The organism is Micromonospora sp. NPDC049101 (genome assembly GCF_040648675.1).
Classification (GTDB): domain Bacteria; phylum Actinomycetota; class Actinomycetes; order Mycobacteriales; family Micromonosporaceae; genus Micromonospora.
Map to the genome: position 1 here is coordinate 1 of NZ_JBEZED010000011.1, position 25,842 is coordinate 25,842.

General features: G+C 70.5%; 29 protein-coding genes, 1 tRNA gene and 1 pseudogene. 13 read left to right on the forward strand and 18 right to left on the reverse strand.

Features of this window, described 5'->3' with window-relative positions:
• Together AB0B57_RS16720 and AB0B57_RS16725 are read left to right on the forward strand one after the other, a co-directional pair.
• Positions 1–462: pseudogene (locus tag AB0B57_RS16720) on the forward strand (hypothetical protein); the annotation flags it as partial.
• A 345-nt stretch (positions 463–807) separates the two neighbouring features.
• Positions 808–2,088, forward strand: a complete 1,281-nt coding sequence (locus tag AB0B57_RS16725) for a hypothetical protein (protein WP_357069959.1) — start codon at positions 808–810, stop codon at positions 2,086–2,088.
• Between the two features lie 524 nt (positions 2,089–2,612).
• Here the strand turns inward: AB0B57_RS16725 and AB0B57_RS16730 are convergent.
• On the reverse strand, positions 2,613–3,248 hold the full coding sequence (locus tag AB0B57_RS16730; RefSeq protein ID WP_357069961.1) for an LURP-one-related family protein: 636 nt from the start codon (positions 3,246–3,248) through the stop codon (positions 2,613–2,615).
• A gap of 200 nt (positions 3,249–3,448) precedes the next feature.
• Between AB0B57_RS16730 and AB0B57_RS16735 the strand changes: the two genes are divergently transcribed.
• Positions 3,449–3,889: a hypothetical protein gene (locus AB0B57_RS16735; protein WP_357069963.1), complete on the forward strand. Its 441-nt coding sequence runs from the start codon at positions 3,449–3,451 to the stop codon at positions 3,887–3,889.
• Between the two features lie 316 nt (positions 3,890–4,205).
• On the opposite strand, the gene AB0B57_RS16740 is transcribed toward AB0B57_RS16735, so the two are convergent.
• Positions 4,206–4,556 (reverse strand): hypothetical protein, encoded by a 351-nt coding sequence (locus AB0B57_RS16740; RefSeq protein ID WP_357069965.1) that lies wholly within the window; start codon positions 4,554–4,556, stop codon positions 4,206–4,208.
• Between the two features lie 479 nt (positions 4,557–5,035).
• A complete protein-coding gene (locus AB0B57_RS16745; protein WP_357069967.1) occupies positions 5,036–5,983 on the reverse strand; it encodes a helix-turn-helix domain-containing protein in 948 nt (315 codons plus the stop codon).
• 103 nt (positions 5,984–6,086) lie between these two features.
• Here AB0B57_RS16745 and AB0B57_RS16750 point away from each other — a divergent pair, with 103 nt between their 5' ends.
• Positions 6,087–7,130, forward strand: coding sequence for a saccharopine dehydrogenase NADP-binding domain-containing protein (locus tag AB0B57_RS16750; RefSeq protein ID WP_357069969.1), 1,044 nt, complete (start codon positions 6,087–6,089; stop codon positions 7,128–7,130).
• 452 nt (positions 7,131–7,582) lie between these two features.
• Here AB0B57_RS16750 and AB0B57_RS16755 read toward each other — a convergent pair whose 3' ends face one another.
• Complete coding sequence (locus AB0B57_RS16755) at positions 7,583–8,140, reverse strand: hypothetical protein (RefSeq protein ID WP_357069972.1); 558 nt, start codon at positions 8,138–8,140, stop codon at positions 7,583–7,585.
• A gap of 200 nt (positions 8,141–8,340) precedes the next feature.
• Between AB0B57_RS16755 and AB0B57_RS16760 the strand changes: the two genes are divergently transcribed.
• Positions 8,341–8,802, forward strand: a complete 462-nt coding sequence (locus AB0B57_RS16760) for a barstar family protein (protein ID WP_357069974.1) — start codon at positions 8,341–8,343, stop codon at positions 8,800–8,802.
• A 327-nt stretch (positions 8,803–9,129) separates the two neighbouring features.
• Here AB0B57_RS16760 and AB0B57_RS16765 read toward each other — a convergent pair whose 3' ends face one another.
• Positions 9,130–9,489 carry a VOC family protein gene (locus AB0B57_RS16765; RefSeq protein WP_357069976.1) on the reverse strand — a complete coding sequence of 120 codons (360 nt, stop codon included), beginning with the start codon at positions 9,487–9,489 and terminating at the stop codon, positions 9,130–9,132.
• Positions 9,490–10,095: 606 nt separating this feature from the next.
• Entirely contained in the window at positions 10,096–11,022 is a 927-nt protein-coding gene (locus tag AB0B57_RS16770) for a helix-turn-helix transcriptional regulator (RefSeq protein ID WP_357069978.1), read from the reverse strand.
• A 131-nt stretch (positions 11,023–11,153) separates the two neighbouring features.
• On the opposite strand from AB0B57_RS16770, the gene AB0B57_RS16775 reads away from it, so the two are divergent.
• Positions 11,154–12,059 carry an oxidoreductase gene (locus tag AB0B57_RS16775; protein ID WP_357069980.1) on the forward strand — a complete coding sequence of 302 codons (906 nt, stop codon included), beginning with the start codon at positions 11,154–11,156 and terminating at the stop codon, positions 12,057–12,059.
• A 174-nt stretch (positions 12,060–12,233) separates the two neighbouring features.
• Here AB0B57_RS16775 and AB0B57_RS16780 read toward each other — a convergent pair whose 3' ends face one another.
• Positions 12,234–12,707: a MarR family transcriptional regulator gene (locus tag AB0B57_RS16780; protein ID WP_357069982.1), complete on the reverse strand. Its 474-nt coding sequence runs from the start codon at positions 12,705–12,707 to the stop codon at positions 12,234–12,236.
• A 228-nt stretch (positions 12,708–12,935) separates the two neighbouring features.
• Here AB0B57_RS16780 and AB0B57_RS16785 point away from each other — a divergent pair, with 228 nt between their 5' ends.
• Positions 12,936–13,871, forward strand: coding sequence for an NADP-dependent oxidoreductase (locus AB0B57_RS16785; RefSeq protein WP_357069984.1), 936 nt, complete (start codon positions 12,936–12,938; stop codon positions 13,869–13,871).
• A gap of 29 nt (positions 13,872–13,900) precedes the next feature.
• Here AB0B57_RS16785 and AB0B57_RS16790 read toward each other — a convergent pair whose 3' ends face one another.
• From AB0B57_RS16790 to AB0B57_RS16800, 3 genes are all read right to left on the reverse strand, one after another.
• A complete protein-coding gene (locus AB0B57_RS16790) occupies positions 13,901–14,503 on the reverse strand; it encodes a hypothetical protein (protein WP_357069986.1) in 603 nt (200 codons plus the stop codon).
• Between the two features lie 147 nt (positions 14,504–14,650).
• A tRNA-Val gene (locus tag AB0B57_RS16795) sits at positions 14,651–14,722 on the reverse strand.
• Between the two features lie 50 nt (positions 14,723–14,772).
• Positions 14,773–15,351 (reverse strand): TIGR02611 family protein, encoded by a 579-nt coding sequence (locus AB0B57_RS16800; protein ID WP_357069988.1) that lies wholly within the window; start codon positions 15,349–15,351, stop codon positions 14,773–14,775.
• 273 nt (positions 15,352–15,624) lie between these two features.
• Here AB0B57_RS16800 and AB0B57_RS16805 point away from each other — a divergent pair, with 273 nt between their 5' ends.
• Entirely contained in the window at positions 15,625–16,056 is a 432-nt protein-coding gene (locus AB0B57_RS16805) for an SsgA family sporulation/cell division regulator (RefSeq protein ID WP_053653619.1), read from the forward strand.
• Between the two features lie 118 nt (positions 16,057–16,174).
• Here AB0B57_RS16805 and AB0B57_RS16810 read toward each other — a convergent pair whose 3' ends face one another.
• Positions 16,175–16,951 carry a glucose 1-dehydrogenase gene (locus AB0B57_RS16810; protein WP_357069990.1) on the reverse strand — a complete coding sequence of 259 codons (777 nt, stop codon included), beginning with the start codon at positions 16,949–16,951 and terminating at the stop codon, positions 16,175–16,177.
• 204 nt (positions 16,952–17,155) lie between these two features.
• Here AB0B57_RS16810 and AB0B57_RS16815 point away from each other — a divergent pair, with 204 nt between their 5' ends.
• Positions 17,156–18,142 (forward strand): AraC family transcriptional regulator, encoded by a 987-nt coding sequence (locus AB0B57_RS16815; protein WP_357069992.1) that lies wholly within the window; start codon positions 17,156–17,158, stop codon positions 18,140–18,142.
• A 7-nt stretch (positions 18,143–18,149) separates the two neighbouring features.
• On the forward strand, positions 18,150–18,605 hold the full coding sequence (locus AB0B57_RS16820) for an Rrf2 family transcriptional regulator (protein WP_357069994.1): 456 nt from the start codon (positions 18,150–18,152) through the stop codon (positions 18,603–18,605).
• 13 nt (positions 18,606–18,618) lie between these two features.
• Here AB0B57_RS16820 and AB0B57_RS16825 read toward each other — a convergent pair whose 3' ends face one another.
• The 4 genes from AB0B57_RS16825 to AB0B57_RS16840 form a co-directional block, all read right to left on the reverse strand.
• Positions 18,619–19,230: a malonic semialdehyde reductase gene (locus AB0B57_RS16825; protein WP_357069996.1), complete on the reverse strand. Its 612-nt coding sequence runs from the start codon at positions 19,228–19,230 to the stop codon at positions 18,619–18,621.
• Positions 19,227–19,796, reverse strand: a complete 570-nt coding sequence (locus AB0B57_RS16830) for a flavin reductase family protein (protein WP_357069998.1) — start codon at positions 19,794–19,796, stop codon at positions 19,227–19,229. Before AB0B57_RS16830 ends, AB0B57_RS16825 begins: the two co-directional genes overlap by 4 nt.
• The gene (locus tag AB0B57_RS16835) at positions 19,793–19,924 is read right to left on the reverse strand and encodes a hypothetical protein (protein ID WP_357070000.1); all 132 of its coding nucleotides are present in this window, start codon (positions 19,922–19,924) and stop codon (positions 19,793–19,795) included. Before AB0B57_RS16835 ends, AB0B57_RS16830 begins: the two co-directional genes overlap by 4 nt.
• Before the next feature lie 120 nt (positions 19,925–20,044).
• Positions 20,045–20,122 (reverse strand): putative leader peptide, encoded by a 78-nt coding sequence (locus AB0B57_RS16840; protein ID WP_350938629.1) that lies wholly within the window; start codon positions 20,120–20,122, stop codon positions 20,045–20,047.
• Between the two features lie 247 nt (positions 20,123–20,369).
• Between AB0B57_RS16840 and AB0B57_RS16845 the strand changes: the two genes are divergently transcribed.
• Complete coding sequence (locus AB0B57_RS16845) at positions 20,370–20,549, forward strand: DUF4236 domain-containing protein (protein WP_030333600.1); 180 nt, start codon at positions 20,370–20,372, stop codon at positions 20,547–20,549.
• 99 nt (positions 20,550–20,648) lie between these two features.
• Here the strand turns inward: AB0B57_RS16845 and AB0B57_RS16850 are convergent, their stop codons facing one another.
• Entirely contained in the window at positions 20,649–21,533 is an 885-nt protein-coding gene (locus AB0B57_RS16850) for a hypothetical protein (RefSeq protein WP_357070003.1), read from the reverse strand.
• A 25-nt stretch (positions 21,534–21,558) separates the two neighbouring features.
• Positions 21,559–22,080, reverse strand: coding sequence for a VOC family protein (locus tag AB0B57_RS16855; RefSeq protein WP_357070005.1), 522 nt, complete (start codon positions 22,078–22,080; stop codon positions 21,559–21,561).
• Positions 22,081–22,129: 49 nt separating this feature from the next.
• Here AB0B57_RS16855 and AB0B57_RS16860 point away from each other — a divergent pair, with 49 nt between their 5' ends.
• Positions 22,130–22,591, forward strand: a complete 462-nt coding sequence (locus tag AB0B57_RS16860) for a MarR family transcriptional regulator (protein ID WP_357070377.1) — start codon at positions 22,130–22,132, stop codon at positions 22,589–22,591.
• Positions 22,592–22,648: 57 nt separating this feature from the next.
• Positions 22,649–24,403, forward strand: a complete 1,755-nt coding sequence (locus tag AB0B57_RS16865) for a tetratricopeptide repeat protein (RefSeq protein WP_357070007.1) — start codon at positions 22,649–22,651, stop codon at positions 24,401–24,403.
• A gap of 10 nt (positions 24,404–24,413) precedes the next feature.
• Here the strand turns inward: AB0B57_RS16865 and AB0B57_RS16870 are convergent, their stop codons facing one another.
• Positions 24,414–25,778 (reverse strand): ATP-binding protein, encoded by a 1,365-nt coding sequence (locus AB0B57_RS16870; RefSeq protein WP_357070379.1) that lies wholly within the window; start codon positions 25,776–25,778, stop codon positions 24,414–24,416.
• Positions 25,779–25,842 lie beyond the last annotated feature (64 nt).

Genomic DNA, 25,842 nt, shown 5'->3' on the forward strand with positions numbered 1-25,842 from the left:
CTGCGTCCGGCCCTGGACCGGGCTACCGCGCCGGTGATCGTGAACGTCGCTGGTGTCGGGGTCACCAAAGGCAAGGTGCACTGGGCCGACCCGCAACTGACGTCGGGCTACTCGGCCATCGCCGCACAACTGCAGGCCGGTCGAGCCAACGACCTGCTCGGCGTGGGCTTCGGCCAACAGTCCGGCAGCCGCGCCCGATACGTGCTCTACCATCCCGGATTCACCAAGAGCGGCGATCGAAGCGCACTCCCGCTGGTGGTCCGAGGACTGCTGGCGGTGGCGGCAGTGGCGGCCCGACCTGTCGCAGACGCGGTGGCGCCGATTCACCAGTTCCTGGATGCGCCGCCGGCCGCGCCGGTGACCGCCGTCGACCGGGGCAAGCGACTCCCGCCCAGTTTCCCGACCCTCGACCCCCGCGACGCCGAGCGGTTGATGGACCTCACGGAAAAGCTTCTGAGCTGAGGCCCCCTCTCCGCCCCCACGCACAACGCCCGGCAGCAGGCCGACCTTCTGGCGTCACGCAGCAGCTCTCCACAGTTGTGCGGGCGCACTCAATTCGGCTACTTATTTCGACTGGTGGTACGACCGCAGCCCCGCCAGGCTTGGCCGAGCCGACTTGGCGCTCTTTCTACGGCTGTCCACCGCCGTCAGGTGTGACTGGCTCATGGCAAGTGTCCCGTCGGTCAACGTGGCAGGTGGTGTGTTCGCTCAGCTGAGACGAGCTGCGGCGGTGGCGCCGCAGCTGCCGGCACGTCGCCTCGTGATCGACGCGGCCCTCCTCTTCGCCTGGCTGCCATACTCGCCGACGTGAGTTCGCCGCTGGAAACCTTCGCCGGGCTGCTCGATCGCTCCATCCGAGAGATCGCCACTCTGGCCATGGACGCCCGGAGCTTCGACGCGACTCGCATCGGCCGCGTCGCCGACATCTGGGACAACAACACTCTGCCTCTGGTGAGCGCCGCCTGTGCTCCCTGGCCACTTCGATCCAGACGAGCCAGCGCCGCCCTCCGGTGGATGGCTGACCTCGGGGCCGACCGGCGGAGGCTGATGGTCGACCTGGACCCGAGCCTGGACGGGATGCTTCCCACCGCACTGCCAGAGCGTTCCGTACATCGGGACTACCAAGGGCGCGTCTTCCCCGGTACGTTCCGACTGACCGCGGAGATCATCGATGCGCTAGCCCACGACTACGACCTCGCCAGCGGCAGCGTGCGCTCGCTGACGGCACGACCGTCGGAGGTGGGATTGCAGGTACATCTGACCCTGGCCGCGCCACGGCGGTTCACACCCAGTACCGGACGTGCCTCGCGGGACGGATCCCCGATGCCCTGGCCGGCCGCTCCGCTGAGGTTCACCTTCAACGGGGTCACCGACTTGCTGTTCGACGCCGAGGACCGGATCGGCATGGCCGTAAGCCGCACCAGCTCCGGGTCAGCCGTGACGATCGGGCGGAGCGGTCGCCTGCAGGCGACCGAGGCTTCAGTGTGGCCCGACGACCCGCGATGGTACGAGTCGACGGCCGGCCAGGCGGCCGACCTAGCCACGCCACACGCACGGCCGCAACGGCGGAAGCCGGTACGGACGTCGACCCTGACCGCACCGCAGCGGGCCGCCACTCGAGCGCTCGTCATGTTGATGCTCCACGCTCGGCTTGTGCATCACTATCCGAACCTCGCGGCCGGCGTACCGATCGTCAGCATCTGCCGTGTCGCGGCCGACGCGGGTAGCGCCATCCTTGCGGCGGGCGCGCGCCGTGGATCGGCGCGCCAGACGGCCTTCGCGGAGCTTGAACAACGGTGGCGGTACGTACCGCCCGAGGTGCCGCCTGAGGCGATCCGCTTCGGCCCGGTCATGCTGCGTCACGCGCGGTACGACGAGCCCCACGACGACGACGTCCCTCGCCACGGCTGTGCCGTCCTCCTCGCCGCGGTGCCAGGCGCAGACCCCGCGGGACCGTGGACTCTCACCAGCGAGGAGATCACCCGACCGTCGCGGTTTCGGATAACCAGCAGCGCGTTCGACCACGGTCAGCACATCCACCACGACGGCGGATTTCTCCGCGTCGCCGACGCGCTCGTCGTCCGTTGAACCGCGAACAACCACGGGAACCTGCGCGCCACTATCGGCTGCGCGTGGCCCAGGCCGGACCCACGTATCGCATCGGCGCCAGCTTCCGACGGGCTCGACGCCGTTGGCGATAGGACGTTCGGCCTGAGCGGGCGCCGCCCGATCGACGGCCGGGAACACCACACTGACACCTTCGGGGGCGGCCGAAGAGGTCTCCAGCCTGAAGGGCCTGCTCAGGACGTTGCCCGTGGGATCGGTGTCTCGAATGACGGAACCGCGGCGGACGCCAGCAAGCTCACCCGCATCGCTCACATCGACCTGTAGCACGGCGACTGACGTGGCCTTGGGCGAACCGGGGGGTGGGTGCAGTTGAGCGCCGTTCGATGCCGTTGGACGCAGTTCAAGGCCGTTCCGGGCGCCCCACTGTTCCCAACCTGCTTCCCCGAACCGGGCTCGCGTCGGGCCGTCGACCGATCGTGAAACTGCCGGCCCAACGTCCCCGGCCGCGAGCCCGACGCCGAGCAATGCCACTGCCGCCCAGGGGGTCAGTCCTCGTCGCCCTTCTTGTCGGCCTTCTTCTTGTCGCGATTCGTGGCCAGGTCGAGCGCGAGGACGCTGCCGATGATGAGCAGCGGGTCGACGCCAGCAGTGACCTGCACGGCGTAGGTGTCCCGGATCGTCAGCCACCGCTTGGAGACCACGGCCACCTCAGTCCCGTCGCGTTCGATCACGTACTCGTGGTCGAGCAGATCACCCTTCATCTCCAGGTCGTCGGGCCCCGGCACGTCGATGGTGAACTTGTCGCGGAACGGCGTGAGCAGATTCTTGCGGACTTCCGCGGCCTTCTCGCCGCCGATCCGGATCTCGTACGTGGGACGCAGCGCCACCAGGTGCCGGTGCAGCGTAGCGACCTCTTGGCCGGCGGCGTCCTCGATGACGACCTTGTTGCGAACACTGAGCACCTTGCCGTCGACGTGGAAGACCTTGGTGCCGTGCTCGTCGAGCACGTCGAAGTCGTCGCCGATCGAGAAGAACCGCTCCTTAATGACAAACATCTCTCGATTCTCACCCACCGCTCGGGGCGGTGCCAGGTGGGCGAGTCGGTGGGGTCCAAGCGGATCCGTGGTTCCATCGACATAAACGGTGCGCTGCGAGGGCAGGGCCGACCCCCTGAAGCACACGCATCACGCGCATCGCAGCACGGGCATCCCGACCGCCGCGGATCCCGGACGATTTGATCATTTCTCGGGCCAAACCCCTTTCAGGTGGTGGCAGAAGCAGTTCAGCCAACATATCCGTCGATGCAGTGGGAGTAAGTAGGCGGACACTCACGGTCGGCGGGAGATCGCTACCCTCGTAGTCGACCGAGCGGGGGGTCAGCTTGGTAGCGCTGGTCGAGCACGCCGAGCTGTACGTCGATGTCGACTATCGACTGTTCGCGATGATCGACGACAGCAACGACCGGCGCAACGCGCCACCTCCGCCGCACGAGCTCGATCATTGGGTCAGCTCGACGCCGGGCTACGTGGTGGTCGAGAACATCGACGACGCCGTGGTGCTGGGTAGCGACACCCGGCTGGAGACCTGGGACGGGCCTGCCGACTTCGATCCGGCCGGCTGGGACCGCAGCGACGTCTTCGAGGTGGTCTTCGAGTCGGGCATCCTCGGGTTCTCCAGCGGCACAGCCGGCGGCATCGCCGACGCCTACCGCCTTCCGCCGGGCCGCCAATGGAGCGTACGGCTGGCCTGGCGCACCGAGGCGCCACCCGCTCCGGACGAGCTGCCGACCGCGTCGGTCCTCATCCAGTTCAGCCCGGCCTGAGCCGCCGGGCCGGCACTTCGCGGTCGAGCGTGTCCGGTCCCCGTGAGTGCGGCAACACCCACGGGAACGTTGACCATCGGCGCTACGCAGCGCGCACAGCGGGCAGGCACCCACCGGCTGCGTGCCCGGGCGACCGTGGTCACGGCAATTTGGGTGCGCACGATCAGCGCTGCGACGACGCCCCGGGCCAAAGCCAGAATGCCGGCCGTCGGCACGGGATGCTGGCGGGCGGCGCCGCCAAGACGCGATCGGTAGCCGGAGCACAGTCGGGACCGGGCGGGTCTGTCCGCCGCTCGCCGTGCGTGATAACGCCCGTTCACAGGGTACGAATATCGTCGAGTCGGACTGTCCACAGCCCGTCTGCAATCTCGGTGAGAAGAAGTTGCAGCGACAGATCTGAGCATCCCTCCTCGACTGTCCAGAGCGACATCGTCGCGGCTACCCGGCGACGACCCTCGCCGTCAACCTCAATCACATCGAGATCTGGAGGCAGCGCGCCCCCGGGTGGTCGAACAACGGTCCGGCCATATGACTCGATCGCAGTCCGGATTTCTTCGGCCGACAGGCGTTCTCCCCCGGTCATGGAAGCGAGTGTTTCGTACTCGCGGTCGGCTAGCAGACCGAGCACCACCTGAAGGGCCGTGCCCATTGCGGGCTCAACGATCACGGGTTCTTCCTGCGGTTACCGGGAATTCGGGTGGGGTGTCGTCACAGCGGCCGAGCTTACCCTTGAAATACCGGTCGGCCCGTTCTACCTCGGCGAGTGCTGCCTCGGCTGTATGGCCAGCCGCTTGCAGGGCCAACAGCGCGATTTGCCGTTCGGCGCCGAGAGTGCCCCAACTCACCCTCGACGCCCTGCGCAAGAACATCGCCGCCATCGGTCACCCGACCGCCGCCGCGCCGAACCGGATAGGTCTCGTAAGGCTGGTCGCAGCGACATCCGACCGCACAAGAACAATCGCGCATTGACTCTCGGCCGACTGGCGCGCAAGGACGGCGGCTATGAGCAGAAACCTGGTCGGGTGATTGGCCGTGCGTAAAGCACGTCGCAGTGCTGCTCTGTGCGGCCGAGCCCGAGTCGGCCAGCAAGGCTGGTGGCCCGTCGGCTATTGACGGCCGAGTGCCGTCAGGGCGAGAACCGCAGCCTCACGCCCGGAACGTGCGGCGGTAGGCGTCCGGAGGCACCCCGACCGTGCGGTGGAAGTGGCGGCGCAGTGTCGTCGCCGTGCCCATGCCCGCGGTCGAGGCGATGGTGTCGACGGTGTCGTCCGTGGTCTCCAGCAGTTCCTGCGCACGGCGGATCCGCTGCGTCAGCAGCCACTGCAACGGGGTGGTGCCGGTTGCCGAGTGGAAGTGCCGGGCCAGGTGGCGCGAGCTCATGTTCGCCTGACGGGCCAGGTCCTCCACGGTGAGCGGCTGGTCCAGCCGCCGCATCACCCAGGGGAGCAGCTCGGCCAGGGGGTGGCCGTCCTGGGCGGGCACCGGTGTGGTGACGAACTGGGCCTGACCACCGGCCCGGTGGGGCGGCACGACCAGACGGCGGGCGACCACGTTGGCGATCGCCGAGCCGTGGTCGCGGCGGACCAGATGCAGGCACAGGTCCATCGCTGCGGCCTTGCCCGCAGACGAAAGCACGCTGCCGTTGTCGACGTAGAGCACGTCCGGGTCGACCGTCACCCGGGGGTAGCGCGCGGCCAGTTGCTCGGTGTGGGCCCAGTGCGTGGTCGCCCGCAGCCCGTCCAGCAGACCTGCGGCGGCGAGCACGAACACGCCCGTGCACAGCGAGACGACCCGCGCGCCCGCCTCGTGGGCCGCGCGCACCGCCTCGACGAGGTCGGTCGGCGGGTCCTCGTTGACGTCCGCCAGGGCGGGGACGATCACAGTGCCGGCGCGGGCCAGCCGGTCGAGCCCGCAGTCCGGCTCCAGCAGGAACCTGCCGACCCGCACGGGCCGCGTGCCGCACACGCGCAGGTCGTACCAGGCGCCTCGCACGGCGTCCGGGGCTGAGTCGAAGACCTCGTAGGCCAGGGCCAGCTCGAATTGCAGCATCCCATCGGTGACGGCGAGAGCGACGGAGCGCGAGACAGCAGCCATGTCGGGAATTGTATGGGTCATGTCGTTCCGGACACTGGCAGGGGCACACCGACGCGGCCAAGATCTCTAGCAGCGGATCACTTCAAGCACGGGGGAGCAGGACATGGCAACAGTTGGGAACGTCGCGGTCTACGGCGCGTACGGGCACACCGGGCGGTTCGTGGTCGCCGAACTGCAGGAGCGCGGATACGTCCCGCTGCTGCTCGGTCGCGACCAGGACAAGCTGCAGGCGCTGGTGCGGGACCACCCGAACCTCAAGGCGCGGCAGGCGTCGGTCGACGATCCGGCCTCGCTCGACCGGGCACTGGACGGCGTGGACGCGGTGATTAACACCGCCGGGCCGTTCGCCTTCACCGCCGGGCCGGTGGTCGAGGCGGCACTGCGCGCCGGCATCCCGTACGTCGACGTGGCGGCCGAGATCGAGGCGAACGTCGATACGTTCGCGCACTTCGCGGAACGCGCCCGCGCCGCCGGCACCGTGGTGGTCCCGGCGATGGCCTTTTTCGGCGGCCTCGGCGACCTGCTGGTCACTACCGCGATGGGCGACTGGACGGCTGCGGACGAGGTGCACGTCGCCTACGGTCTGAGCAGCTGGCACCCGACCGACGGCACGCTCGCGTCGGGCATGGTCTCGTCGCAGCGGCGCGGTGGCCGCCGGGTCCGCTACACCGGCGGACAGCTGCAGTACCACGACGACGCGCTGCCGACCCTGGAGTGGTCCTTCCCGCCCCCACTCGGCCCGCAGAGCGTCATCGGTGAGTTCACCATGGCCGACGTCGTCACCGTCCCCAGCCACCTGGACGTGCCGGAGGTCCGCACCTACATGACCGCCAAGGCGGTCTCGGACCTGTTCTCCCCCGACCCCACGACACCGACCGCCGTCGACGATCGCAACCGCTCCGCACAGACGTTCGTCATCGACGTCTTCGTCCGCTCCGGCGACACGGAACGCCGCGTGGCCGCCACCGGTCAGGACATCTACGCCATCAGCGCGCCGCTCGCGGTGGAGGCAGTCGACCGCCTCCTCACCGGCCGGACCCGGGCAACCGGCGTCGTCTCCGCCGGCGCGGCCTTCGACGCCCCCAACTTCCTCAATGCCCTGTCCGCGCACCTCACGCTGCACGCGCCGGCCGACGCCCGCAGCTGACCAGCGACTCGTGCCGGCCCAGTCCTGGTGGGAGCTCACGCCGGACCACTCGCCCGCATCACCGCAGGCCAACGCCCTCCGTTCTGTCCGCCATCGGTGAGCACTTCGGGAGAGTTGACGCCCTTGACCTGCGCATACTCCCCATTCAGGGAACATAGAGGACCGTCGACTGCCTGCCGAAACCGCGGAGCACTCCGCGGGAAACAGGGACGCCGCACGGATTCTGACCTGCGGCAACGTGGAGCCGCAGGATGGGGTGGGTGCAGTTGAGCGCCGTTCGACGCCGCTGGACGCTGTTCAAGGCTGTTCAGGACACCCGACTGCTCCCACCCTGCTGGCAGATCCGGACGGCGAGGTTAGGGGCCCCGATGAGCACCGGCTTTGCCCTGTGGGGCCGCCGCATCCGTTGGGCCACCTTTGTGGCAGGCCGGTGCGATGATGCGCGGCTTGTGTCAGTCGTGGCGTCGAGGTGCGGGCGGGTGACCGCGGTTCTTGTCGTGTCTCCGGAGGGAGTCCTCGCTCTCGCTGGCGAGTCGTTGTAGCAGCCATTGGGTTGCGGCGTGTACCTCGGTGGCGGCATCGAGCGGGGTCTCGACCGGCGTACTGGTTTGGGCGTCGACCTGGTGGCCGCTGCAGCCGGTGGGGTCGGAGTCACAGCTGAGGGAGACTGTGGTGTGCACCTGCCAGGGCGGTCCGGGCCGGTGGTAGGGCATGCTGCCCGCCGGGGCGCAGAGGACGTCCACCCAGATCTGATCCGATCCCCCTTCGCCCGCCAGTATCGTGACCGGGAACTCCGGTTCGGGCCCGAGCCGCTGATAGCGGAAGCGGTTCAGGGTGACGCCCCAGAGCTGGGCGTCGGATCGTGCACCCAGTCGCTGTCCAACCCGGAAGAGGGTCTCGTCGGCGGACCGCAGAAGCTGACGAACGCGGTCGTGCTCCCTCCGATCTGCCAGGGCGGGGAACAGCCAACCGACCTCGCCTAGCGGCAGCGGAATGTCCCGAGGGGTCACAGCTCAGTCTGTGTCGCCGAACCATGCTGCGTCCACCCGTTACCTGTGCGCCGCCGCGCTGGTCGCGGCCGATCCGGTGTTCGGTTGAGGCCTCCCGTCGCAGAGTGCTGGCTCCCGGGCAGACTGACGACCATGGAAGACACGGCGTGCGCGAGGCCGCTGAGCTCGTGGAACTACGTCGATCGTGGTGGGGTCAATTGATGGGCAGCTGGTGGGACGGCTCCACTGATCAGCTCGCGGTCTGCTCCCGCAGCGCCCTGGTCGAACTGGCGGCGGTGTTACCGGCAACGGGCAGGTTCGTCGTCGCCCGGCTTGACGGGACGAGGATGACGGATGCGGACCACGCCTTCTACGAGTTCTCCGACGCGCTGCTCTTTCCCGGCTACTTCGGCTGGAACTGGAACGCGTTGTCCGACTGTCTCCGTGATCTGAACTGGTTGCCCGCGGACGGGTATCTGATCGTTGTCGAGAACGCGCCCCGGTTGCTGTCCAGCAATGCCGAGGATCGGCACACGCTGTTCCGGATCCTGTCGCAGGCCGTTCATCACTGGGCGTTCCCGCTCGGCCAGCCAGAGTTCAAGGTGCTGCTGCTATGCGACCGCGACGACGAGGCGGCTCTTTTGCGGCGGGAGATCGCCCGCGCAGTCCCTAACACGCGGTGAGATCACCGATACTCGCGACGCCGCCTGCCAACCGCTCATCGGCATGAGCGAACGTCGCCGGACTGATGCCCGGAAGCACCATGGCTGACCACTTCGGGCCCGCCATAGGGTTTACCACAGTGGATGCGTCGTCCGGCAGCGACCCGCGCGGAAGACGCCCGGAGCCCACCAGGTAGCTCTCGGGACCGGCCGCCGCGGCTCGCGGGCGCGCCCTGCTCGACTCCGAGGGCTCGTCGGCGGTCGCCGGCTTGCGGCGTCCGCCGGTCACCGCGATCCTGAGCGGAGAGGACGGCCTGGTGGTGACGGACCAGATCGCGAGCCAGGAGGTCACACATCGGCTTCAAGAGCGAAGGTGTTGCCGTCCGGGTCCTGGAACCACGCGATACGTCCACCTCCAGCCCGCGCGGTGATCCCCCTGGCGTCGTGCTCGAGCTGTTCGTAGCGAACGAACTCGACGCCGGACGAGGAGAGTTCCTCGACAATCTGGTCGATGTCGTCGACGTACCACGTCGCCAGCGTCGCCGGGGTCTTCCCGGCGGTGACCGACTGGTACACGTTCAACGCCGGCCCGCCACCGGAGCCATAGACGCGGCTGCCGTCGGCGATGGTGGCGCTGGGGCCGGACCGCAACGCCCGCAGGCCCAGCGCGCCTTCGTAAAAGGCCACGGCCTGCTGGATGTCGGACACGGCGACCGAGGTTCTGAGGTGGTACGCGCTCAAGGGCATGAACCACTCTGGCAGGTACCCCACGAATCATGGCGCCGAACCGGCGACCTGTTCCGGTGCCCTTCGATCCGGGAAGTGACCGTGACGAGAGGCCCGAGCCTGCCCAGCAGATCACGGCTGTCTGTATCACCGAGCCGGCGACATCACCGATGCGTGTCGCGGGCGAAGTCGAGCAAGCCTGGCTACGCGACCTGCGCTACCGCCACCGGGAAGCCCACCGGTTACGTACCACGGCGAGAACAGTCGAACTCGACGTTGCCACCCGCGCCCGTCCAGAACAGACCAAGATTCAATGCCAGATTCTTAGCGTTGCTTTTTCGCTGGGAGCTACAACCGCCCCTACTCCGTCGAGCCACGACGCACCTCACCCTGCGAAGTCCGGAAGCACACCTTCGCTGAGCCAGTCCAGCAGACTGCGCAGCTGGTCGCGGTCCCCGTTACGCCAGTCGGGCCACGGTTCCGGGTGTATGTGGATCACGCCAGACTCGCGTGGCTCGCCCCGCGTTCAACCGACCGCGCCTCGTCAGGGAGCGTGGCAGCCCGTCAGCGGCATGAGCGTGCACCAGATCATGAAGTCCCGCTCGGGGTGGGGCGGGCCGCGGTCCAGGCCGGCTGGGAGGGGTGCTTGTTGGTCAGCGCTGAGCGGGTCGCGTGCAACGATGCCAGCAGCTGCAGCCGGTCCGCGTCGGCGCTGCCCGGCTCGGCGGTGAAGACGAGCATGACGGAGCCGGGGTTTCCCGGTAGGGGGTAGGTGTCCCAGTCCAGGACGATGTCGCCTACTCCGGGAATCCGGAAGGTCTTGGTACCGCTGACCGACTCACGGACGTCGTGCTGGGCCCACAGCCGCCGAAACTGGGCGCTGCGGATGCTCAGCTCACCAACGATCGCGGCGGCGCGTGGGTGGGTGGGGTCGGTGGCGACGGCGGCGCGCAGCATGCCGATGTAGTCCAGAGCCTGCCGCTCCCAGTCCGGGCAGCTACGCTCGCCGGTCAGCGTGTCGTCGAACAGCAGTAGGAGCATGTTGAGCCGGTCGGCAGGGTAGGCGTCCGGGTCGCCGAGCAGCGCCTGCGCCATCGGGTTCCAGTCGAGCAGGTCGAGATGCCGGCCGAGGATGAGCGCAGGAGTGTCCATCACCCGCAGCAGGCGCCGGGTGCCCTCCGGCACCCGCTCCGGATCGCGGTTCACCCGGGCGGGCATCGACCGGCGTGCGGCGTGGGCCAGGGTGAACAGGTGCCGGCGTTCTTCGTGGTCGAGGCCGAGCGCGCCGGCAAGCGCGTCCAGGACGTCGTCGGACGGGCGTACCTCCCGGCCCTGTTCGATCCGCTGGTAGTAGTCAGTGCTCAGCCCGGCCAGCAGGGCCAGCTCCTCGCGCCGTAGCCCGGTGACCTTGCGCCGGCCGCCCGGCTCCAGGCCGACGTCGTGCGGACGCAGCCGACTACGCCGAGCGCGGAGGAAGTCGCCGAGCTCACGGGCGTACGGATGAAGGCTGTTCATGCCGCAAGTGTGCAGCGGCCGGACCGCCGAAGGTAGGTCCCCCAGACCTAGGCAACCGAGAACGACTGAACTCACCAGCATCGTTCCTAACGTCAATCGGGCCAGCCCACCGACACCTTCAGGAGCAGCAGATGACCGGATGGACCACCGACCACATCCCCGACCAGCGCGGTCGGGTTGCCGTCGTGACCGGCGCGAACTCGGGCCTCGGCCTGGTCACCGCCACCGAACTGGCCAGCCACGGCGCCCACGTCGTGCTCGCCGTTCGCCACACTCCCGCCGGCGAGGAGGCCGCCCGCCGGATCGGTGGCGACGTCGAGGTACGCGAGTTGGACCTGGCCTCCCTCGCCTCCGTGCGGACCTTCGCGACGAAGCTGGCTGGCGACCACCCGGCGATCGACCTGCTGGTCAACAACGCCGGCGCGGTGCTGCTTGGCCCACGCCGCACCTCCGCCGACGGATTCGAACTGCACCTCGCCACCAACATGCTGGGCCACTTCGTACTGACCGGCCTGCTGCTCGGCAACCTGGCCGCGGCGCGGGAAGCCCGCGTGGTCAGTCTCAGCTCGATCACCCACAAGAACGCGTACCTGGACTTCAATGACCTGATGTTCGAACACGACTATCGGGCAGCCACCGCCTACGGCCGGTCCAAGCTCGCCACCACGATCTTCGGCGTCGAACTGGACCGCCGCCTGCGGGCCGCCGGAACGCCGATCGTCAGCGCCCTGGCCCACCCCGGTCTCACCCGCACCAACCTGACTCCGCGGGCCTGGGAACACCGTGGCCGATTTGGGCGGCTGATCGCGTCGGCCGGCCTGCTGGCAACCCAGCCGGTGGCGCAGGGCGCGCTGCCGCAATTGCGCGCTGCGACCGAGCCCGGTGTGCGGGGTGGCCAGTTCTTCGGCCCGTCCGGGCTCTGGGAGACGCGGGGCAGAGTCACCGAGGCCCGGCTCAGCCCGGAGGCCGCCGACCCGGCCGTCGGCACGCGGCTGTGGGCGGCAGCCTCGGACCTGACCGGCGTCAACTACCTCTGACCTGCGACGGTCACCGGCTGGCCGGCGGCAATCCGCAGCGTCGCGATCAGCCGCCGCACGGGGATGCCGAGGGTCGTCGTACCGTTCCGCCATGCCGACCGCTTATATCGCCGTTGCTAAGACGGAAACCTGGGGAAACGGCTGAGGTATCGAGCTCAGTTCGGTGGGCGTCGTTCACCGGCCGTCGAGTTGCTCGCGTACCAGAGCGGCGATGCGGGAGAGCGCGGCGCCGAGGTGGCGTTGCTGTGCAGCGCTGAGTGGGTCGAACACCAGTTGCCTGACCCGCTCGACGTGAGCCGGGGCGCTGTCCTCGACTTTATGCAGTCCGGCGTCAGTCAGGGTCGCGAGGGTGTACCGGCCGTTGTCTGGGTCGGGGCACCGGGTGACCCACCCCTGCTGCTCGAAACGGACCATCAGCTTGGACAGCCGTGGTTGCGTGCTGTCGCACTGCGCGGCCAGGTCGCTGAGCCGCATCGTGTGCGTCTCGGTCATGGACAGCCGAGCCATCACGCTGTACTCGAAATTCGAGATGCCCTCGTCCCGCTGCAACTGGCGGTCCAGCAGCGTGGGCAGCGCGATGACCACGGTGCGCAAGTCCTGCCACAGCTTTTGCTGCTCGTCGTCGAGCCATTGGGGGGTGCCGGTCATACGCGCAGCTTACTTGACTGGGCAACCTGGCACCCAGATGACTTTCGCTGCTCAGAGGCGGACGCTGACCCGGCCGGCCTCTGTGATGCCGCGCACCTTGACTTGCCTAGGCAAGTGAAGCACACTCGTTCACAGTTGCCCAGGCAAGTGCGGCGGCGGCGCGGCGCGGCGTCCGGAGATTCCCCGATCGCCACGGATCTGACACCCCGAAACCATGAGGAGAGTGCAGTGAAGGCTATTCGCTACCACCAGTTCGGCAGCACCGAGGTCCTGCGCCAGGAGGAGGTGGAGCGTCCGGTCCCCGGCGCCGGCCAAGTGCTGGTGAAGGTGGTGGCCACCTCGTTCAACCCCGTCGACGACCACATCCGGCTGGGTGTCCTCGCTGAGATGATCCCCACCCCGCTGCCGATCACCCCCGGCCTCGACGTCGCGGGCACCGTTGCCGAGCTCGGCGACGGAGTCAGCGGACTGCAGGTCGGCGACCCGATCATCGCCATGTTCCCGCTGCACGAGCACGGCGGAGCCGCCGAGTACGCGGTCGTGGCCGCCGACCTGGTGACCGCCGCGCCCCGCAGCATCCCCCTGACCGACGCCGCCTCACTACCCCTGACCGGGCTGGCCGCACGCCAAGCAGCCGTCGAACTCGCCGGGATCAAGACCGGCCAGACCGTTCTCGTCAACGGGGCAGGCGGTGCGGTGGGAAGCATCGTGGTCCAGCTCGCCGTCGAAGCCGGCGCGAAGGTAACCGCCGTCGACGGCCCCCAGCACGCCGACCGCCTGAACGGCTACGGTGCGGAGAAGGTCGTCAACCCGCTGGACCTCGACGCAGGCCCGGCCCCCGTCGGTGGTCCCTTCGACGTGGTGGTGAACCACGTACGCCTGGCTCCCGAGGACCTCGCGAAGCTGACCCCCTACGTGGCCGACGGCGGCATCGTCGTCAGCTCCGCCGGCCCGGTGCCGGCCGACGACGCACGCTCGGTACGCACCGCCGGCGTGTGGGTCGGCCCCGACGCCTCCCACCTAGCCGACCTCGTCTCCCGCGTCGACAACGGCGTACTCAAGCTGCACATCGCCGACCGCCGACCGCTGGAGGAGCTGCCGACCATCCACCAGGATGCAAGCAACGGCAAGCTGCTCGGCAAAACAGTCATCGTCGTCGCCTGACGCCACGTCCACGTCCACCATGGGGTAGTTCAGCCTTTGCGGTTCGGGTCGGTGAGAGCATCCCAGTCCTCAGCGCTCATCGGGAACGGCCCCCAGTGCGGCAGGTAGAACGGTCGCCGCGGCGGGTCGGCCACCGTAAACGGCTTGAACTCCGGATCCGCGATCACCCGGTAGACGAACTCGGCCGTCGACATGTCGAGTTGGTGCCACCGCTCGATGCCGTCCCACCGCGCGACCACAGGCCACCGGTCGGGCTCCATAGAGCGGTCCGCCAGCCAGTAGTACTCCCCTTCGGTCTGATCACTGCCCCATTGGATCAGCCCCGTCCCCTTGTCGGGCTCGTACATCTCGTAGGGGGCCCACAACCGCGCGAAGTCAGGCTCACTTGGCCACTGCCGAGAATAGGCCCACGCCCGAAACAGCGTTTGGGCATGATCGTCGGTCGGCCGGAAGAGGTCCAGGTAGGCGTAGAACCGCCCCGGAACGAACCGGCGGCACAGCTCCTTGAAGTCCGTCGGCAGCGGAACGCCCAGCTGGGCTTCCACCTGCTCCCAGCCGACAGAGTCCTCAGGCACCTTGCGCCATCCGGTCACGTCGATGATCCGGTCGATCCACGTCAGCTGATCAGTCACGGCCGGCAAGGTAGCAGCACAGCCGGATATCCCATCGCCTTGTCGTCACCCTTCCGCTGACCGCTGCTGCACACAAAGCTGCTGTACGACAGCAGAAAGGCCACCTCCCGAACTCGGGAAGCGGCCTCTGACCTGCGGAACTGAGAGTGGGCGATGCTGGTATCGAACCAGCGACCTCTTCGGTGTGAACGAAGCGCTCTCCCACTGAGCTAATCGCCCTCAGCGCCACTGACTCTACCCGATCGTGGAACCGGACCGGAAACCCGGGGTCAGTGCGTCGCGAGGTAGTGCATCACCTTGGCGACCAGGTCGATGCCGAGGCTGAACTTGAGCGACAGCCAGACCACGGTGGCCACGAAGACCAGGCCGACGGACCCGAGCACGATTCGCACCAGCAGTGACTGTCGCGTCACCCAGTGCGTCCAGCCGTAGACGTGCCGGCGGGTGAAGCCGAGCAGCCGGCGCGCCCAGTGGTACTCCACCGCCCAGATGCCCAACCCGGCGATCACCAGCAGCCAACCCGGGCCGGGCAGCGGGATGAGTGCGATGCCGATGGTCACCACGATCGCGCCCGCGATGGCAATGAAGATCTTGAGGGCGATCCGGCCGGTGGGGTTGGCTCGGATGAGGTCGAGAGTCAGCGAGACCTGCTCCCGCCAGCGGGGGCGGCGCGGCGGGTCTCCGACGACCAAGACACCGCCGGGACGATCGGCGTCGGGCGTCGGCCGATCGGCGCGTTCGGGCTGCTCCATCGGCACTCCGTACCCCCGCTTTTCGGCTGCTCGGACCGCGACCTTCGGCGGGCCGGGCGCCGCGGGCGGATCCACTGAGGATTTCTTCGTCACCATTTCACCCCCCAGTGTCGCTCACGCCCGTCACTGCAACGGTCGACTGGACGTTACCGGAGTAAGTCGACGACTGAACCACCCGATGCCGGGCGGGATCACGCACTGGGCAGAACCGGAAATCCTACATGAATGCTCACATTCACGCGGCCTTTCCGTCCCCCTTCCCACCACTGGGTGAAGTCAGCGTATGGCGGAGCGTAGCCAGGAGTAGCACCTGAGTATGGGAAAAGCGGGACACGCGCGTTCCGCAGCGGTGCCGGGGGGAGAACGTCCATGAGTGTCATTCGACCGACGACCGTAGAGGTCGAGACGTCGCTAAGGCTCGTCGCACCTGACGCCACGGCCTTGCCGGTGCGTGCCAGTCTGCGTTACGACCCTGCTGACCCGTATGCGGTCCATGTCCTGTTCCATGCCGAATCTGCCGGTGGCGAGGCGGTGAGCTGGTCCTTCGCCCGCGAACTGCTGGTCACCGGCCTGGACGAGCCAGCCGGCATCGGTGATGTGCGGGTCTGGCCCTGGGCCACACCGCGCGGCGACTTCGTCGCGCTGGCCCTCTCGTCACCGGACGGCAACGCCCTCTTCGAGGTGCCGCGCAGTGTTCTGGTGCGTTTCCTTCGACGGACCTACGTCGTCGTCCCGCGCGGTCGTGAGGCCGAGCACCTGGACGTCGACACGGCGGTGACCCGACTGCTCGCCGGTCGCTGACCACCGCCCGAACGGGCAACACCGGCCAACCCGGGGCCGCGCGGATCTGCCGAGTCCGCGCGGCCCCGGCACACCCGGGGCGTGATGCGCGGGCAGCCCGACCCGGGTCAGCCGGTGCTCAGCCGTGCGTGGTGATGCCGCCGTCGACCGGGATGACCGCGCCGGTGAGGTACGCGCCGGCGCGCGACGAGAGGTAGATGGCGGTGCCGGCCATGTCCTCCGGGCGTCCGATGCGGCCCAGCGGCACCTGCTGTTCGATGGCGGCCCGGCTGGCGGGGTCGTCCAGCGCGAACGCCATCATCTTGCTCTCGAACGGGCCGGGTGCGATCGCGTTGACGGTGATCTGCTCACCGGCCAACTGGTGGGCCAGGCCGCGGGTGAGCATGTGCACGGCCGCCTTGGTGGCCGAGTACGCGTACACCTCCATCATCGGCACCCGGATGCCGTCGATCGACCCGATGTTGATCACGCGGGCCGGGTCGTCGGCGCTGGCGGCGGCGCGCAGCGCCGGCAGCAGCGCGGTGGTGAGTCGGAAGACGGCCTTGACGTTGACGGCCCAGAGCTTGTCGAACGCGGCCTCCGGGTAGTTTTCCAGCGGGGCGCCCCAGGTCGCGCCGGCGTTGTTGACGAGCACGTCGAGACGGTCGAAGCGCTCGCGTACGGCGGCGGCCAGCGCCTCGGCCCCGGCGTCGTCGCCCAGGTCGGCGGGGATGGCCTCGCAGTGGCCCTCGGCGGAGAGCTCCTTGGCGACCGCCGCGCAGACATCGGCCTTCCGGGACGAGATGATCACGTGTGCGCCGGCCCGTACGAAGCCCTGGGCGATCATCAGGCCGATCCCCCGCGACCCGCCGGTGACCAGGACCGTCTTACCTTCGACCGAGAACAGCTGCGTCATGCCCATCCCATCGCGAGTCGGCGAGGTCCGCCGACCGGTGGGGTGGCCGGCGAGGCGCCGGGCGGACCGTGGCCCGGACAGCGCTACCGCCGGGTAACGTAGCCCGGCCGCCGGGATCGCGACAAGCCCGGTGTGCGGCGTCGATTCCGCTACCTGCGTCGATTGGGATGCGGTGACCTGCGGTTCGGGCTACCGTCGCAGGCGATGGTCTCCACCGGTCCCACCCCCGCGCCACCGATCGGTTCGGCTCCACCCGTGCCCGACGAGATTGCCACGTTCGCGCTGGCCGACCTTGCCGGCGACCCGGGCTGGCGTCGGCCGGTGCTCGTCGAGCAGGAGCTGCTGATCCTCACCACACGGGGGCACGGCGACGCGGAGCTCGACTTCCACCTCCTGCCCTGCCGGCCCGGCACGCTGCTGCGGGTCCGAGCCGGCCAGGTGCTGCGCTGCGCCGGGCCGCAGTTCGACGCCACGGTGGTCTCCTGGGTTCCCGAGGCGCTGCGCGGTTTCGACGTCGACCTGGACGCGCCCGTGACGTGGCGGCAGTTGGCCGGCGAGGACGAGGACGCGGTGATCAGCGAGGTGAGCCAGTTGGCGGTGGACTGTCAGCGGCACCCCGACAGCCACCCCGCCCGCGCGCTGCTCCGTCACCAACTGGCCGTGTTGCTGCTCCGGCTGACCCTGGCCAGTGCCGACCGCTCGGCGCCCCGGCCCGAGGACGAGACGTTCCACCGGTTCTGCCAGGAGGTGGAGCACGGCTACCCGCGCAGCCGGCGGGTGGAGGATTACGCCGCCGGGCTGCGCTGCTCGGTGCGTACCCTGACCCGGGCTTGTCTGGCCGTCACCGGCCGCAGCGCCAAGCAGGTCATCGACGAGCGGGTCGCGTTGCAGGCCGGCCGGTTGCTCGCCGCGACCGACCAGCCGATCGCCCAGATCGGCCGGCAGCTCGGCTTCTCCGAGCCGACGAACTTCGGCCGTTTCTTCACCCGCGAGGTCGGGGTGAGCCCCGGCGCGTTTCGGGCCGCCCGGGACCAGCCGGCGGCCAGCCGGGTGGTCCGGCCCCGAGCGCCGGCCGAGCCGACCGGCGCCAACGGTGGCCGGTTCCGCCCCCTCGCCGAACCAGCCAACGGCGGCCACCCCGGGCGGTCCGGGTCGCCCACCGGACCGGCCCTCGGCACCGGCCGGGCATGATGACAGGGTGCAGATCTCCGCGCGCGGCGACTACGCGGTACGGGCAGCGCTGAGCCTGGCCACCGCGTACCCTTCACTGCTGTCCACCCAGGCCATCGCCGGGGAGCAGGACATGCCCCGCAAGTTCCTGGAGGCCGTCCTGGCGGATCTACGCCGGGCCGGCATCGTCCGCGCCCAGCGTGGCGCCGAGGGCGGCTACACGCTGGCCCGTCCCCCACGCGAGGTGACCGTCGGCGCGGTGCTGCGCGCGGTGGACGGCCCGCTGGCCGGGGTACGCGGGCTGCGCCCCGAGGAGACCCAATACGAGGGTGCGGCGGAGAACCTGCCCGGCCTCTGGGTGGCCGTGCGGGCGGCGGTGCGGCGCGTGGTCGACGAGGTGAGCCTCGCCGAGATCGTCAACGGTCGGCTGCCCGCCCACGTCCGCAAGCTCACCGCGCTGCCCGACGCGTGGGAGCCGCGCTGATCCACCTCGCGGGTCAGAGCGTCCGGACCACGTCCTCGGTGCTCAGCCGGGGCAGCCGGGCGCGCCAGGCGTCTGGGCCGGGGTGGCCCACGTTCATGACCAGCAGCGTCTCGTGCCGCCCGTCGGGAAAGAACTCCCGGGTCACGCCCGCCGCGTCGAACCCGGCCATCGGGCCGGCGGCCAGCCCCGCCGCGCGAACGCCCACCAGCAGGTAGCCGATCTGCAGAGTCGCGTTGAGCCGGGCCTGCTCGGCCCGCGCCGCCCGATCGCCGAGCCAGTCGCGGGCCTGCGGGCGGTGCGGGTACAGCTCGGGCAGCCGCTCGTGGAAGTCCACATCGGCGGCGAGCACCGCCACCAGCGGCGCGGCGGCGGTCTTCGCCCGGTTGCTCGACGAGAGGTGCGGCAGTAGTCGCGCCCGTGCCGCCGAACTGCGCAGCAGCAGCACCCGCAGCGGCTGGCCGTTGTACGCGGTGGGCCCGTGCCGGATCAGGTCGTGGATCGCCGCGACCTGGGCGTCGGTGACCGGCTCGTCGGTGAACGTGTTGGCCGTGCGGGCCGCCCGGAACAGCAGGTCCTGGGCGGCCCGGTCCAACGCGAGCAGACCCGGTGTGGCCAGCGCCGTCACCGCGGCACCGGCGCGACGGCGGTGGTGTAGCCGCCGTGGTGGTGCACCAACGGCGCGCCGTCGCCGCCGTCACCGAGCGCCAACGGCTCGGCGATGACGAGCGTGTGGTCGCCGGCGGGCACCCGGTGCACCACCCGGCAGAAGAGCCGGGCCAACACGCCGGTCAGCAGCGGCACCCCGAACGGTCCGGACGTCCAGTCCGGGTACGCGGCGAACCGGTCGATGCCGCTGGTGGCGAAGATCGTCGCGGCATCCCGCTGCCCCGCGGTCAGCAGGTGCACCGCGACGTGCTCGGCGCGAGCCAGCACCGGCCAGCTCGACGACGCCGTCCCGAGGCAGAACGAGACGAGCGGCGGGTCCAGCGACACCGACGTGAACGAGGTGGCGGTGAAACCCGCCCGGATCGGCGCGCCGATCCCACCCAGGCAGGCCGGGTGGGTGGCGCGGGCGACAGCGGTGACCACGGTGACGCTTGTGGCCTGCCGACGCAGCAGGGCACGGAACAGGTCCGCGCTCACCGGTCGCAGCTCGGCCGCGTCCAGCGCGGGACGCTCCACGGTGGTCACGCCGACACCGGGGTCGACGCCGCGTACGAGCGGGCCGGTCGGGGTTGGGCGGAGTTGCTGGTCACGGCGGTGGTCGGGGCGTTGGCGGCGGCTCGGGGACGGAGGACGGCACGACGGGGTGGGGACATGCGGAGTCTCCTGATCTGTCCACGGTGGGAGTGAGGAGGGTGAGAAGGCACGCTGCTCCGCGTTGAGCGGGCCGGCGGTGTGCGTGCGTCGCTGGAGTCGAACCGGATGGACCGGTCGGCTCAACAGAGCGCGCTCGCGTGCCGGACCAGGTCGACGTGCACACGAGCGGTGAGGTGAAGCTCATCCCGCTGCGACATGACCTCATGTTGCCGGGACGGGATCGGCCGGTCAACGGTCTTCCAGAAGATGAGAATTCCATCGATGCCAAGGGGAAAAAGCGCGCCTAGCAGTATTTACCGTGCCGCAACACCTATCTGATGAGTAGAGATTGGCCGCGCTCGGCCGAGACCGTCCAGGACGGACGCTGAGTGGGTTTCAAAAGTTGCCGGTCCGGGCATGTTCGATCTCGACACGGCAGGGAACGGTGACGAGGGGAGTCCTCCGATGGGCCTCATGTTTCGCAAGCGCAAGAAGTACGGTCCGATCATCCTGAACTTCACCGAGAACGGCTTCTCCTCCTGGAGCATCAAGATCGGGCGCTGGTCCTGGAACTCCAAGGCACGGGCGCACCGCGTCGACCTGCCGGGTCCACTGTCCTGGAAGCAGGACAAGTCCCGGTCGTAACCTCCCGGGAGTCGAGCGGGGTGCCGGTGATGTCACCGGCACCCCGCTCGGCGTCTACGGAGTCTCCGCACCGGCCCGGCCCGGTGGGACGGGGCGGGCTCAGCGCTCTGGGGTGATCAGCTCGTCGCCGGCCAGCTTGCCGTTCTCGCGGTCGCGTCGCACGTCACCTTCGTTCAGCAGGTCGGCCAGCGCGCGGTTCGCGTCGGCGGCACGGTAGACGGTCGCGGTGAGGGTGTGCCGGCGCAGCTCGGTGACCGGTCGTGGACCGCCGCGACGCAGCTCGGCCAGCAGCGCTTGGGCCAGCGGTGTGACGTCGGGGTCGCCGGCCACGTCGACAGGTGCGCTCATCGGGTCGACCGGGTCGCGGTAGCGCACGCCGAAGTCCGCGCCGACCGACCAGAGCGCGTCACGCACCGCCTCCAGACTCCGGTCCGAACGACTGCCGAACGCGACCACGCCGGCGACCTCGTCGTCCGGCAGCACCGGTGCCAGCTCGGCGACCAGGGGGAAGCCGGCCGCGTCGAGCGCGGCACGGGCACTGCTGCCCGCGTGCAGCAGCACCTCGCCGGTGCGGCCGTTGGCGGCGGCGGTGAGCAGCTTCGGGCCCACCGCACCTGACACGTCCACGAAGGAGAACAGCGGTGAGCCCGCCGCGCCGGCCGCCTTGACGGCGACCGGCAGCCGATCCGGGTTGCCGGGCAGCAGGTGCACGGTGACCTCGGCGGGCAGTTCCGCCTCGACCGTGCCGAGGCGGGCCGGCAGGTCGGGCGACCCGTCGGCGAGCACCAGCACCGTGACCTGGCGGCCGCGCAACTGGTCGGCGTGCGCGCCGACCAGTTGCAGCGTGGCCACCGCGCCGCCCGCGTCGGTGCCGGCGAGTGCGACGGTGGCCCGCCGGGAGCGGTGCAGGGCCGTGGGCAGCCAGGTGGTCAGCTGGCGGACCAGCAGCGCACGAAGGAAATCGGTGGTCCGGTCGGTCGGCATCGGTCCGTTCTACCGTATGACCTGCTCAGGCCGGGACGGAGATCCCCACCCCGCCGCGGGTCTGCCCGCCGTAGCGCTGCCGCTCGGCGTCCAGGTCGAGCCGACCGATCTGCTTGCGCGCGCTCAGTGCGGCGTCGTCGAGCAGGTTGGCGGGGATCAGCCAGACGATCTCGAACTCCAGGCCGTCCGGGTCCTTGCCATAGAGGCTCTTGGTCGTGCCGTGGTCGGAGGTGCCGACCAGGGCCCCGGCGGCGGCGAGCCGCTCGGCGGTGACGGCCAGCTCGTCGAGCGTGTCCACCTCCCACGCGAGGTGGTAGAGGCCGACGGTGGCCCGGCCGGCCGTCGACCGCCCGGCGCCGGCGCCGATCTCGAACAGACCGAGGTCGTGGTCGTTGGTGGAGTCGGGAGCCTGGAGGAAGGTGGCGCCCCGGAATCCGTCCGGGGTCATCGCCACCGCACGGAAGCCCAGCACGTCCCGGTAGAACGCGACGCTGCGGGCGAGGTCACTGACGTAGAGGACCGCGTGGTTGAGCCGGTGGATACCCATGACCCCAGACTAGCTCGCTTTGGTTGAACGTTCAACCATCTGCGTTATGATGGCCGCCATGACCCGCTGGCTGGACCCCGACGAACAGCGCACGTGGCGCGCGTACCTCGCCGCGTCCCGGATGCTGATGGACACGCTCGACCGCGAGCTACAGCGCGAGGCGGGCATGCCGCACGCGTACTACGAGATCCTGGTCCGGCTCTCCGAGGCCCCCGGTCGCCAACTACGGATGAGCGAACTCGCGCAGGCGGCGGGGTCGTCGCGCAGCCGGCTCTCGCACGCCGTGGCCCGGCTGGAGGCGGCCGGATGGGTACGCCGCGAGGAGTGCCCCACCGACCGGCGCGGGCAGATCGCCCTGCTCACCGACGAGGGTTTCGCCACCCTCGCGGCCGCCGCACCCGGCCACGTCGAAGGGGTACGCCGGCACCTGTTCGACGCGTTGAGCCCCGCCCAGGTCGACCAACTGCGCCGAATCAGCGAAACCCTGGCCGACCACCTGAGCAGATCCTGACCAATCGACACCGGCGCGGGTCTTGTACTAACCGTCGTCGAATGAGCACGATGGGGCGTGTCTTCCGGCTTCGGTGAACTGACTGACCAGGCGCACCATCTCGTGTCGGCCGGCGATCTGGCCGGCGCGCAGCAACTGCTCGCCGACGCGCTCACCGACGCCGACCCCCGTCCCGCCAACGCCACCGGCGAGTTGGCCGAGGCGGCGAGCCTCCAGGCGCGGGTGTTGGTCGCCCTCGGTGAGCCCCACTCGGCCCGGGGCTGGGCCGCCTTCGCGTACGCGGCCACCACCCGCCTGCACGGCCGTTCCGACCCGCGCACGGTGGCCGCCGCGGCGACCCTGGCCGCGGTGTTGCACCGGGTCGGCAGCCACTCCCGGGCCGCTCGGCTCTACCAGGAAGTCATCATCGAGCTGACCGCACAGGATGGCCCGGAGTCACTGCGGGTGCTCGCCGCACACGCCGACCTGGCCACCGTCGAGTACGCCCGCGGCCAGTGCACGATTGCCCGGGACCGGCTCCAGGACGCCTGGGAGCTGCACCGGGAGATCTATGGCGACGGGCACCCCAGCGGCATCAAGATGCTGGCGCGGCTCGGGGCGATGCAGCGTGACTGCGGGCAGTTCACCGAGGCGCACGACAACCTGGCACTGGCACGTGAGCTGTGCCGGCAGCACCTGCCCGCCGACGACCCGCTGGCCGCGCAGGTGGCGGCCCTGGCCCGGGCGGCGGCCAATCCCGACCACGCCTGCGCCGACAACGCGCCCACCGCCCGGGACACCCCGGCGGTGCCGGCCGCCCGCGTCCCACCGCACGACGACGACCCGACCGGATTCGACCGCCACCCGTCGGCACCCGCGCCACACCAGGCCGGGCCGGCAGCCGGCGGGACGGTGCCGAGTCCTCGAACGCCGGCCGACGAACCGGCCGGGCCGGCCGGCACCACCTGGCCACCCGAGTCGGCGGAGGAGCCCACGCCCTACAGCACCGACGCTCCGGTGCCCCCGTCGGTGATCGGGCTGGCCGGCGGCACCGAGGAGCAGCCGGGGGTATACCGGCTGCACCGCCCCGCCACGCAGTCCGACCCGTATACGGCGTCCGACCCATATGCAGCGCCCGACCCGTACCAGCCGTCCGACCCGCACGCGGCGTCCGACCCGTACCGGCCGCCGGACCCGTACGCGCCGCTTGAGCCCTACACGCCGTCCCGGTTGTTGCCGGTCCCCGTGCACCGGGCGCCGTCGCCGCCGCGCAACCGGCTGGTGCCGGTGCTGGTGGCCGGTGTGGTCGTGGTGCTGCTCGGTGCGGCCGCGGTGATCGCCGGGGTGGCCCGGGTCGACGGCGACGACGAGCCGACGCCGCCGCCGGCCAGCGGCTCCCCCACCGCCGGCCCGCCGGCCACCACCGCACCCAACCCGGGCGGCGCAGCGCCCAACCCGGGCGGCGCAGCGCCCAACCCGGGCGGCGCAGCGCCCAACCCGGGCGGCGCAGCGCCCAACCCGGGCGGCGCAGCGCCCACGCCGGCCGGCACCGGAGCACCGCCCGGCAGCCCGCCCGGCGCGGTAACCCTGCGCGACACCCGGGACAGCATCGCGCTGAACTGGACCTATCCGGCCGGCAGTGAGGGCCCGGTGGTCATCGCGGGTGGCCGCACCGGTCAGGACCGCAACGTCTTCGCGACCCTGCCCGCCGGCACCACCAGCTACGTCATCTACGCGCTCAACCGCACCAACGACTACTGCTTCACCGTCGCCGTCGTCTGGTCCACCGACACCGTCGCCAACTCCGAGCAGGTCTGCACCCGCCGCCGCTGACCCGGCCGACTCAGGCAGAAGCCGGCGGGTTCAGGCCCGGGTCGGCCGGCAGCAGCAGGCACACCCGCAGCCCGTGCTGCTCCGGCGCGTCGGTCAGGGTGATGCTGCCGCCGGCCCGGCGCACCAACTCCCAAACGATGGCCAGCCCCAGGCCGGCGCCGCCGTCGTCGCGGGCCCGACCGTCGTCCAGCCGGGTGAACCTGTCGAACACCCGCTCCCGGTCCGCCGCCGGCACACCCGGGCCGTCGTCGGTCACCGTCACCAGGTGGTACGCCCCGACCGTCCGCCGCGTCACCGGCGCCGCCTCGGCGGCGAGCACCACCGTGCCGTACGCGTGGCGTACCGCGTTGTCGACCAGGTTGGCCAGCACGCGCCGCAGCTCGTCGGCGTTGCCGGTCGTCCACAGCGGGCCCGGCGGCATCGTCACCCGCACCGGCGGCGACGGGTAGCGGGCCGCGACCTCGGTCAGCAGCGCGCCCAGCTCCACCGGGCCGGTCCCCCGGGCCGGCGGAGCCTCGTCCAGGCGGGCCAGCAGCAGGAGATCGTCGACAAGTCGGCTCAGCCGGTCGGTGTCGGCGAGCAGGTTGGCGGTCACCGCCGTCCAGTCCGTGCGGTCCGCGAGGCGCTGGGCGACCTCCAGCTCGGTCCGGATGTTGGTCAACGGGCTGCGCAGCTCGTGTGCGGCGTCGGAGACGAACGCCCGTTGCCGCACCCGACCGGATTCCAGCCGGTCCAGCATGCCGTTGAGGGTGACCGCCAACCGGTGGATCTCGTCGGCCGACGCGGGCACCGGCAGCCGACCGGTACCGGCCCGCCCGGTGATCTCCTCGGCGCCCCGACGGAGCGCCTCGACCGGCCGCAGAGTCGCGCCCACCACCCGCCACGCCACCCCGGCCAGCACGGCCACCAGCAGTGGGAACGCCACCAGCAGGATGACCCGGACCGCGTGGGTGCTGTGTCGCACGTCGGCCATCGACCGGGCGACCAGCACGGTCAGCGGGTCGGCAGCGGTGCCGGCGGGTACGGCGACCACCCGGACCGGGCCGACGAGCCCGACCCGCTCCGCCGGCACCTCCAGCCGCTGCCGACCGTCGTGCTCCAGCCGCTCGGGGCGGACCATCGGGACCAGCCGGTCGGCGTCGATCGAGGCGGCCCGGATCCGCCCCTGCCCGTCGACGACCTGGACGCGGACCTGCCCGCCGGCCACCGGAAGCGGGTCGGGCAACGCGTCCTCGGCGGCGAGCAGCGCGACCGCGTCGGCGGTCCGGAACGCCTCGGTGTCGACAGTTCGTTGGAGCACGAAGCCGAGCGCGCCGAGCAGCACCACCCCGCCCAGGGCCAGCCCGATGGTGAGGCCGAGCACGCCGAGCGCCATGAGCCGCCCCCGCAGCCCCAGCACCGGCAGCCAGCCGGCCCACCCCCGGCGGGCGGGCACCGGA

What these genes read in the sequence shown, in the direction of transcription:
- AB0B57_RS16775 (WP_357069980.1), top strand. Translation starts at nt 11,154, where the DNA reads ATGACCGGATGGACCACCGACCACATCCCCGACCAGCGCGGTCGGGTT.
- AB0B57_RS16840 (WP_350938629.1), bottom strand. Translation starts at nt 20,122, where the DNA reads ATGTCGCAGCGGGATGAGCTTCACCTCACCGCTCGTGTGCACGTCGAC.
- AB0B57_RS16800 (WP_357069988.1), bottom strand. Translation starts at nt 15,351, where the DNA reads ATGGTGACGAAGAAATCCTCAGTGGATCCGCCCGCGGCGCCCGGCCCG.
- AB0B57_RS16815 (WP_357069992.1), top strand. Translation starts at nt 17,156, where the DNA reads ATGGTCTCCACCGGTCCCACCCCCGCGCCACCGATCGGTTCGGCTCCA.
- AB0B57_RS16780 (WP_357069982.1), bottom strand. Translation starts at nt 12,707, where the DNA reads ATGACCGGCACCCCCCAATGGCTCGACGACGAGCAGCAAAAGCTGTGG.
- AB0B57_RS16745 (WP_357069967.1), bottom strand. Translation starts at nt 5,983, where the DNA reads ATGGCTGCTGTCTCGCGCTCCGTCGCTCTCGCCGTCACCGATGGGATG.
- AB0B57_RS16770 (WP_357069978.1), bottom strand. Translation starts at nt 11,022, where the DNA reads ATGAACAGCCTTCATCCGTACGCCCGTGAGCTCGGCGACTTCCTCCGC.
- AB0B57_RS16855 (WP_357070005.1), bottom strand. Translation starts at nt 22,080, where the DNA reads ATGGGTATCCACCGGCTCAACCACGCGGTCCTCTACGTCAGTGACCTC.
- AB0B57_RS16810 (WP_357069990.1), bottom strand. Translation starts at nt 16,951, where the DNA reads ATGACGCAGCTGTTCTCGGTCGAAGGTAAGACGGTCCTGGTCACCGGC.
- AB0B57_RS16750 (WP_357069969.1), top strand. Translation starts at nt 6,087, where the DNA reads ATGGCAACAGTTGGGAACGTCGCGGTCTACGGCGCGTACGGGCACACC.
- AB0B57_RS16760 (WP_357069974.1), top strand. Translation starts at nt 8,341, where the DNA reads ATGGGCAGCTGGTGGGACGGCTCCACTGATCAGCTCGCGGTCTGCTCC.
- AB0B57_RS16845 (WP_030333600.1), top strand. Translation starts at nt 20,370, where the DNA reads ATGGGCCTCATGTTTCGCAAGCGCAAGAAGTACGGTCCGATCATCCTG.
- AB0B57_RS16850 (WP_357070003.1), bottom strand. Translation starts at nt 21,533, where the DNA reads ATGCCGACCGACCGGACCACCGATTTCCTTCGTGCGCTGCTGGTCCGC.
- AB0B57_RS16860 (WP_357070377.1), top strand. Translation starts at nt 22,130, where the DNA reads ATGGCCGCCATGACCCGCTGGCTGGACCCCGACGAACAGCGCACGTGG.
- AB0B57_RS16835 (WP_357070000.1), bottom strand. Translation starts at nt 19,924, where the DNA reads ATGTCCCCACCCCGTCGTGCCGTCCTCCGTCCCCGAGCCGCCGCCAAC.
- AB0B57_RS16805 (WP_053653619.1), top strand. Translation starts at nt 15,625, where the DNA reads ATGAGTGTCATTCGACCGACGACCGTAGAGGTCGAGACGTCGCTAAGG.
- AB0B57_RS16870 (WP_357070379.1), bottom strand. Translation starts at nt 25,778, where the DNA reads ATGGCGCTCGGCGTGCTCGGCCTCACCATCGGGCTGGCCCTGGGCGGG.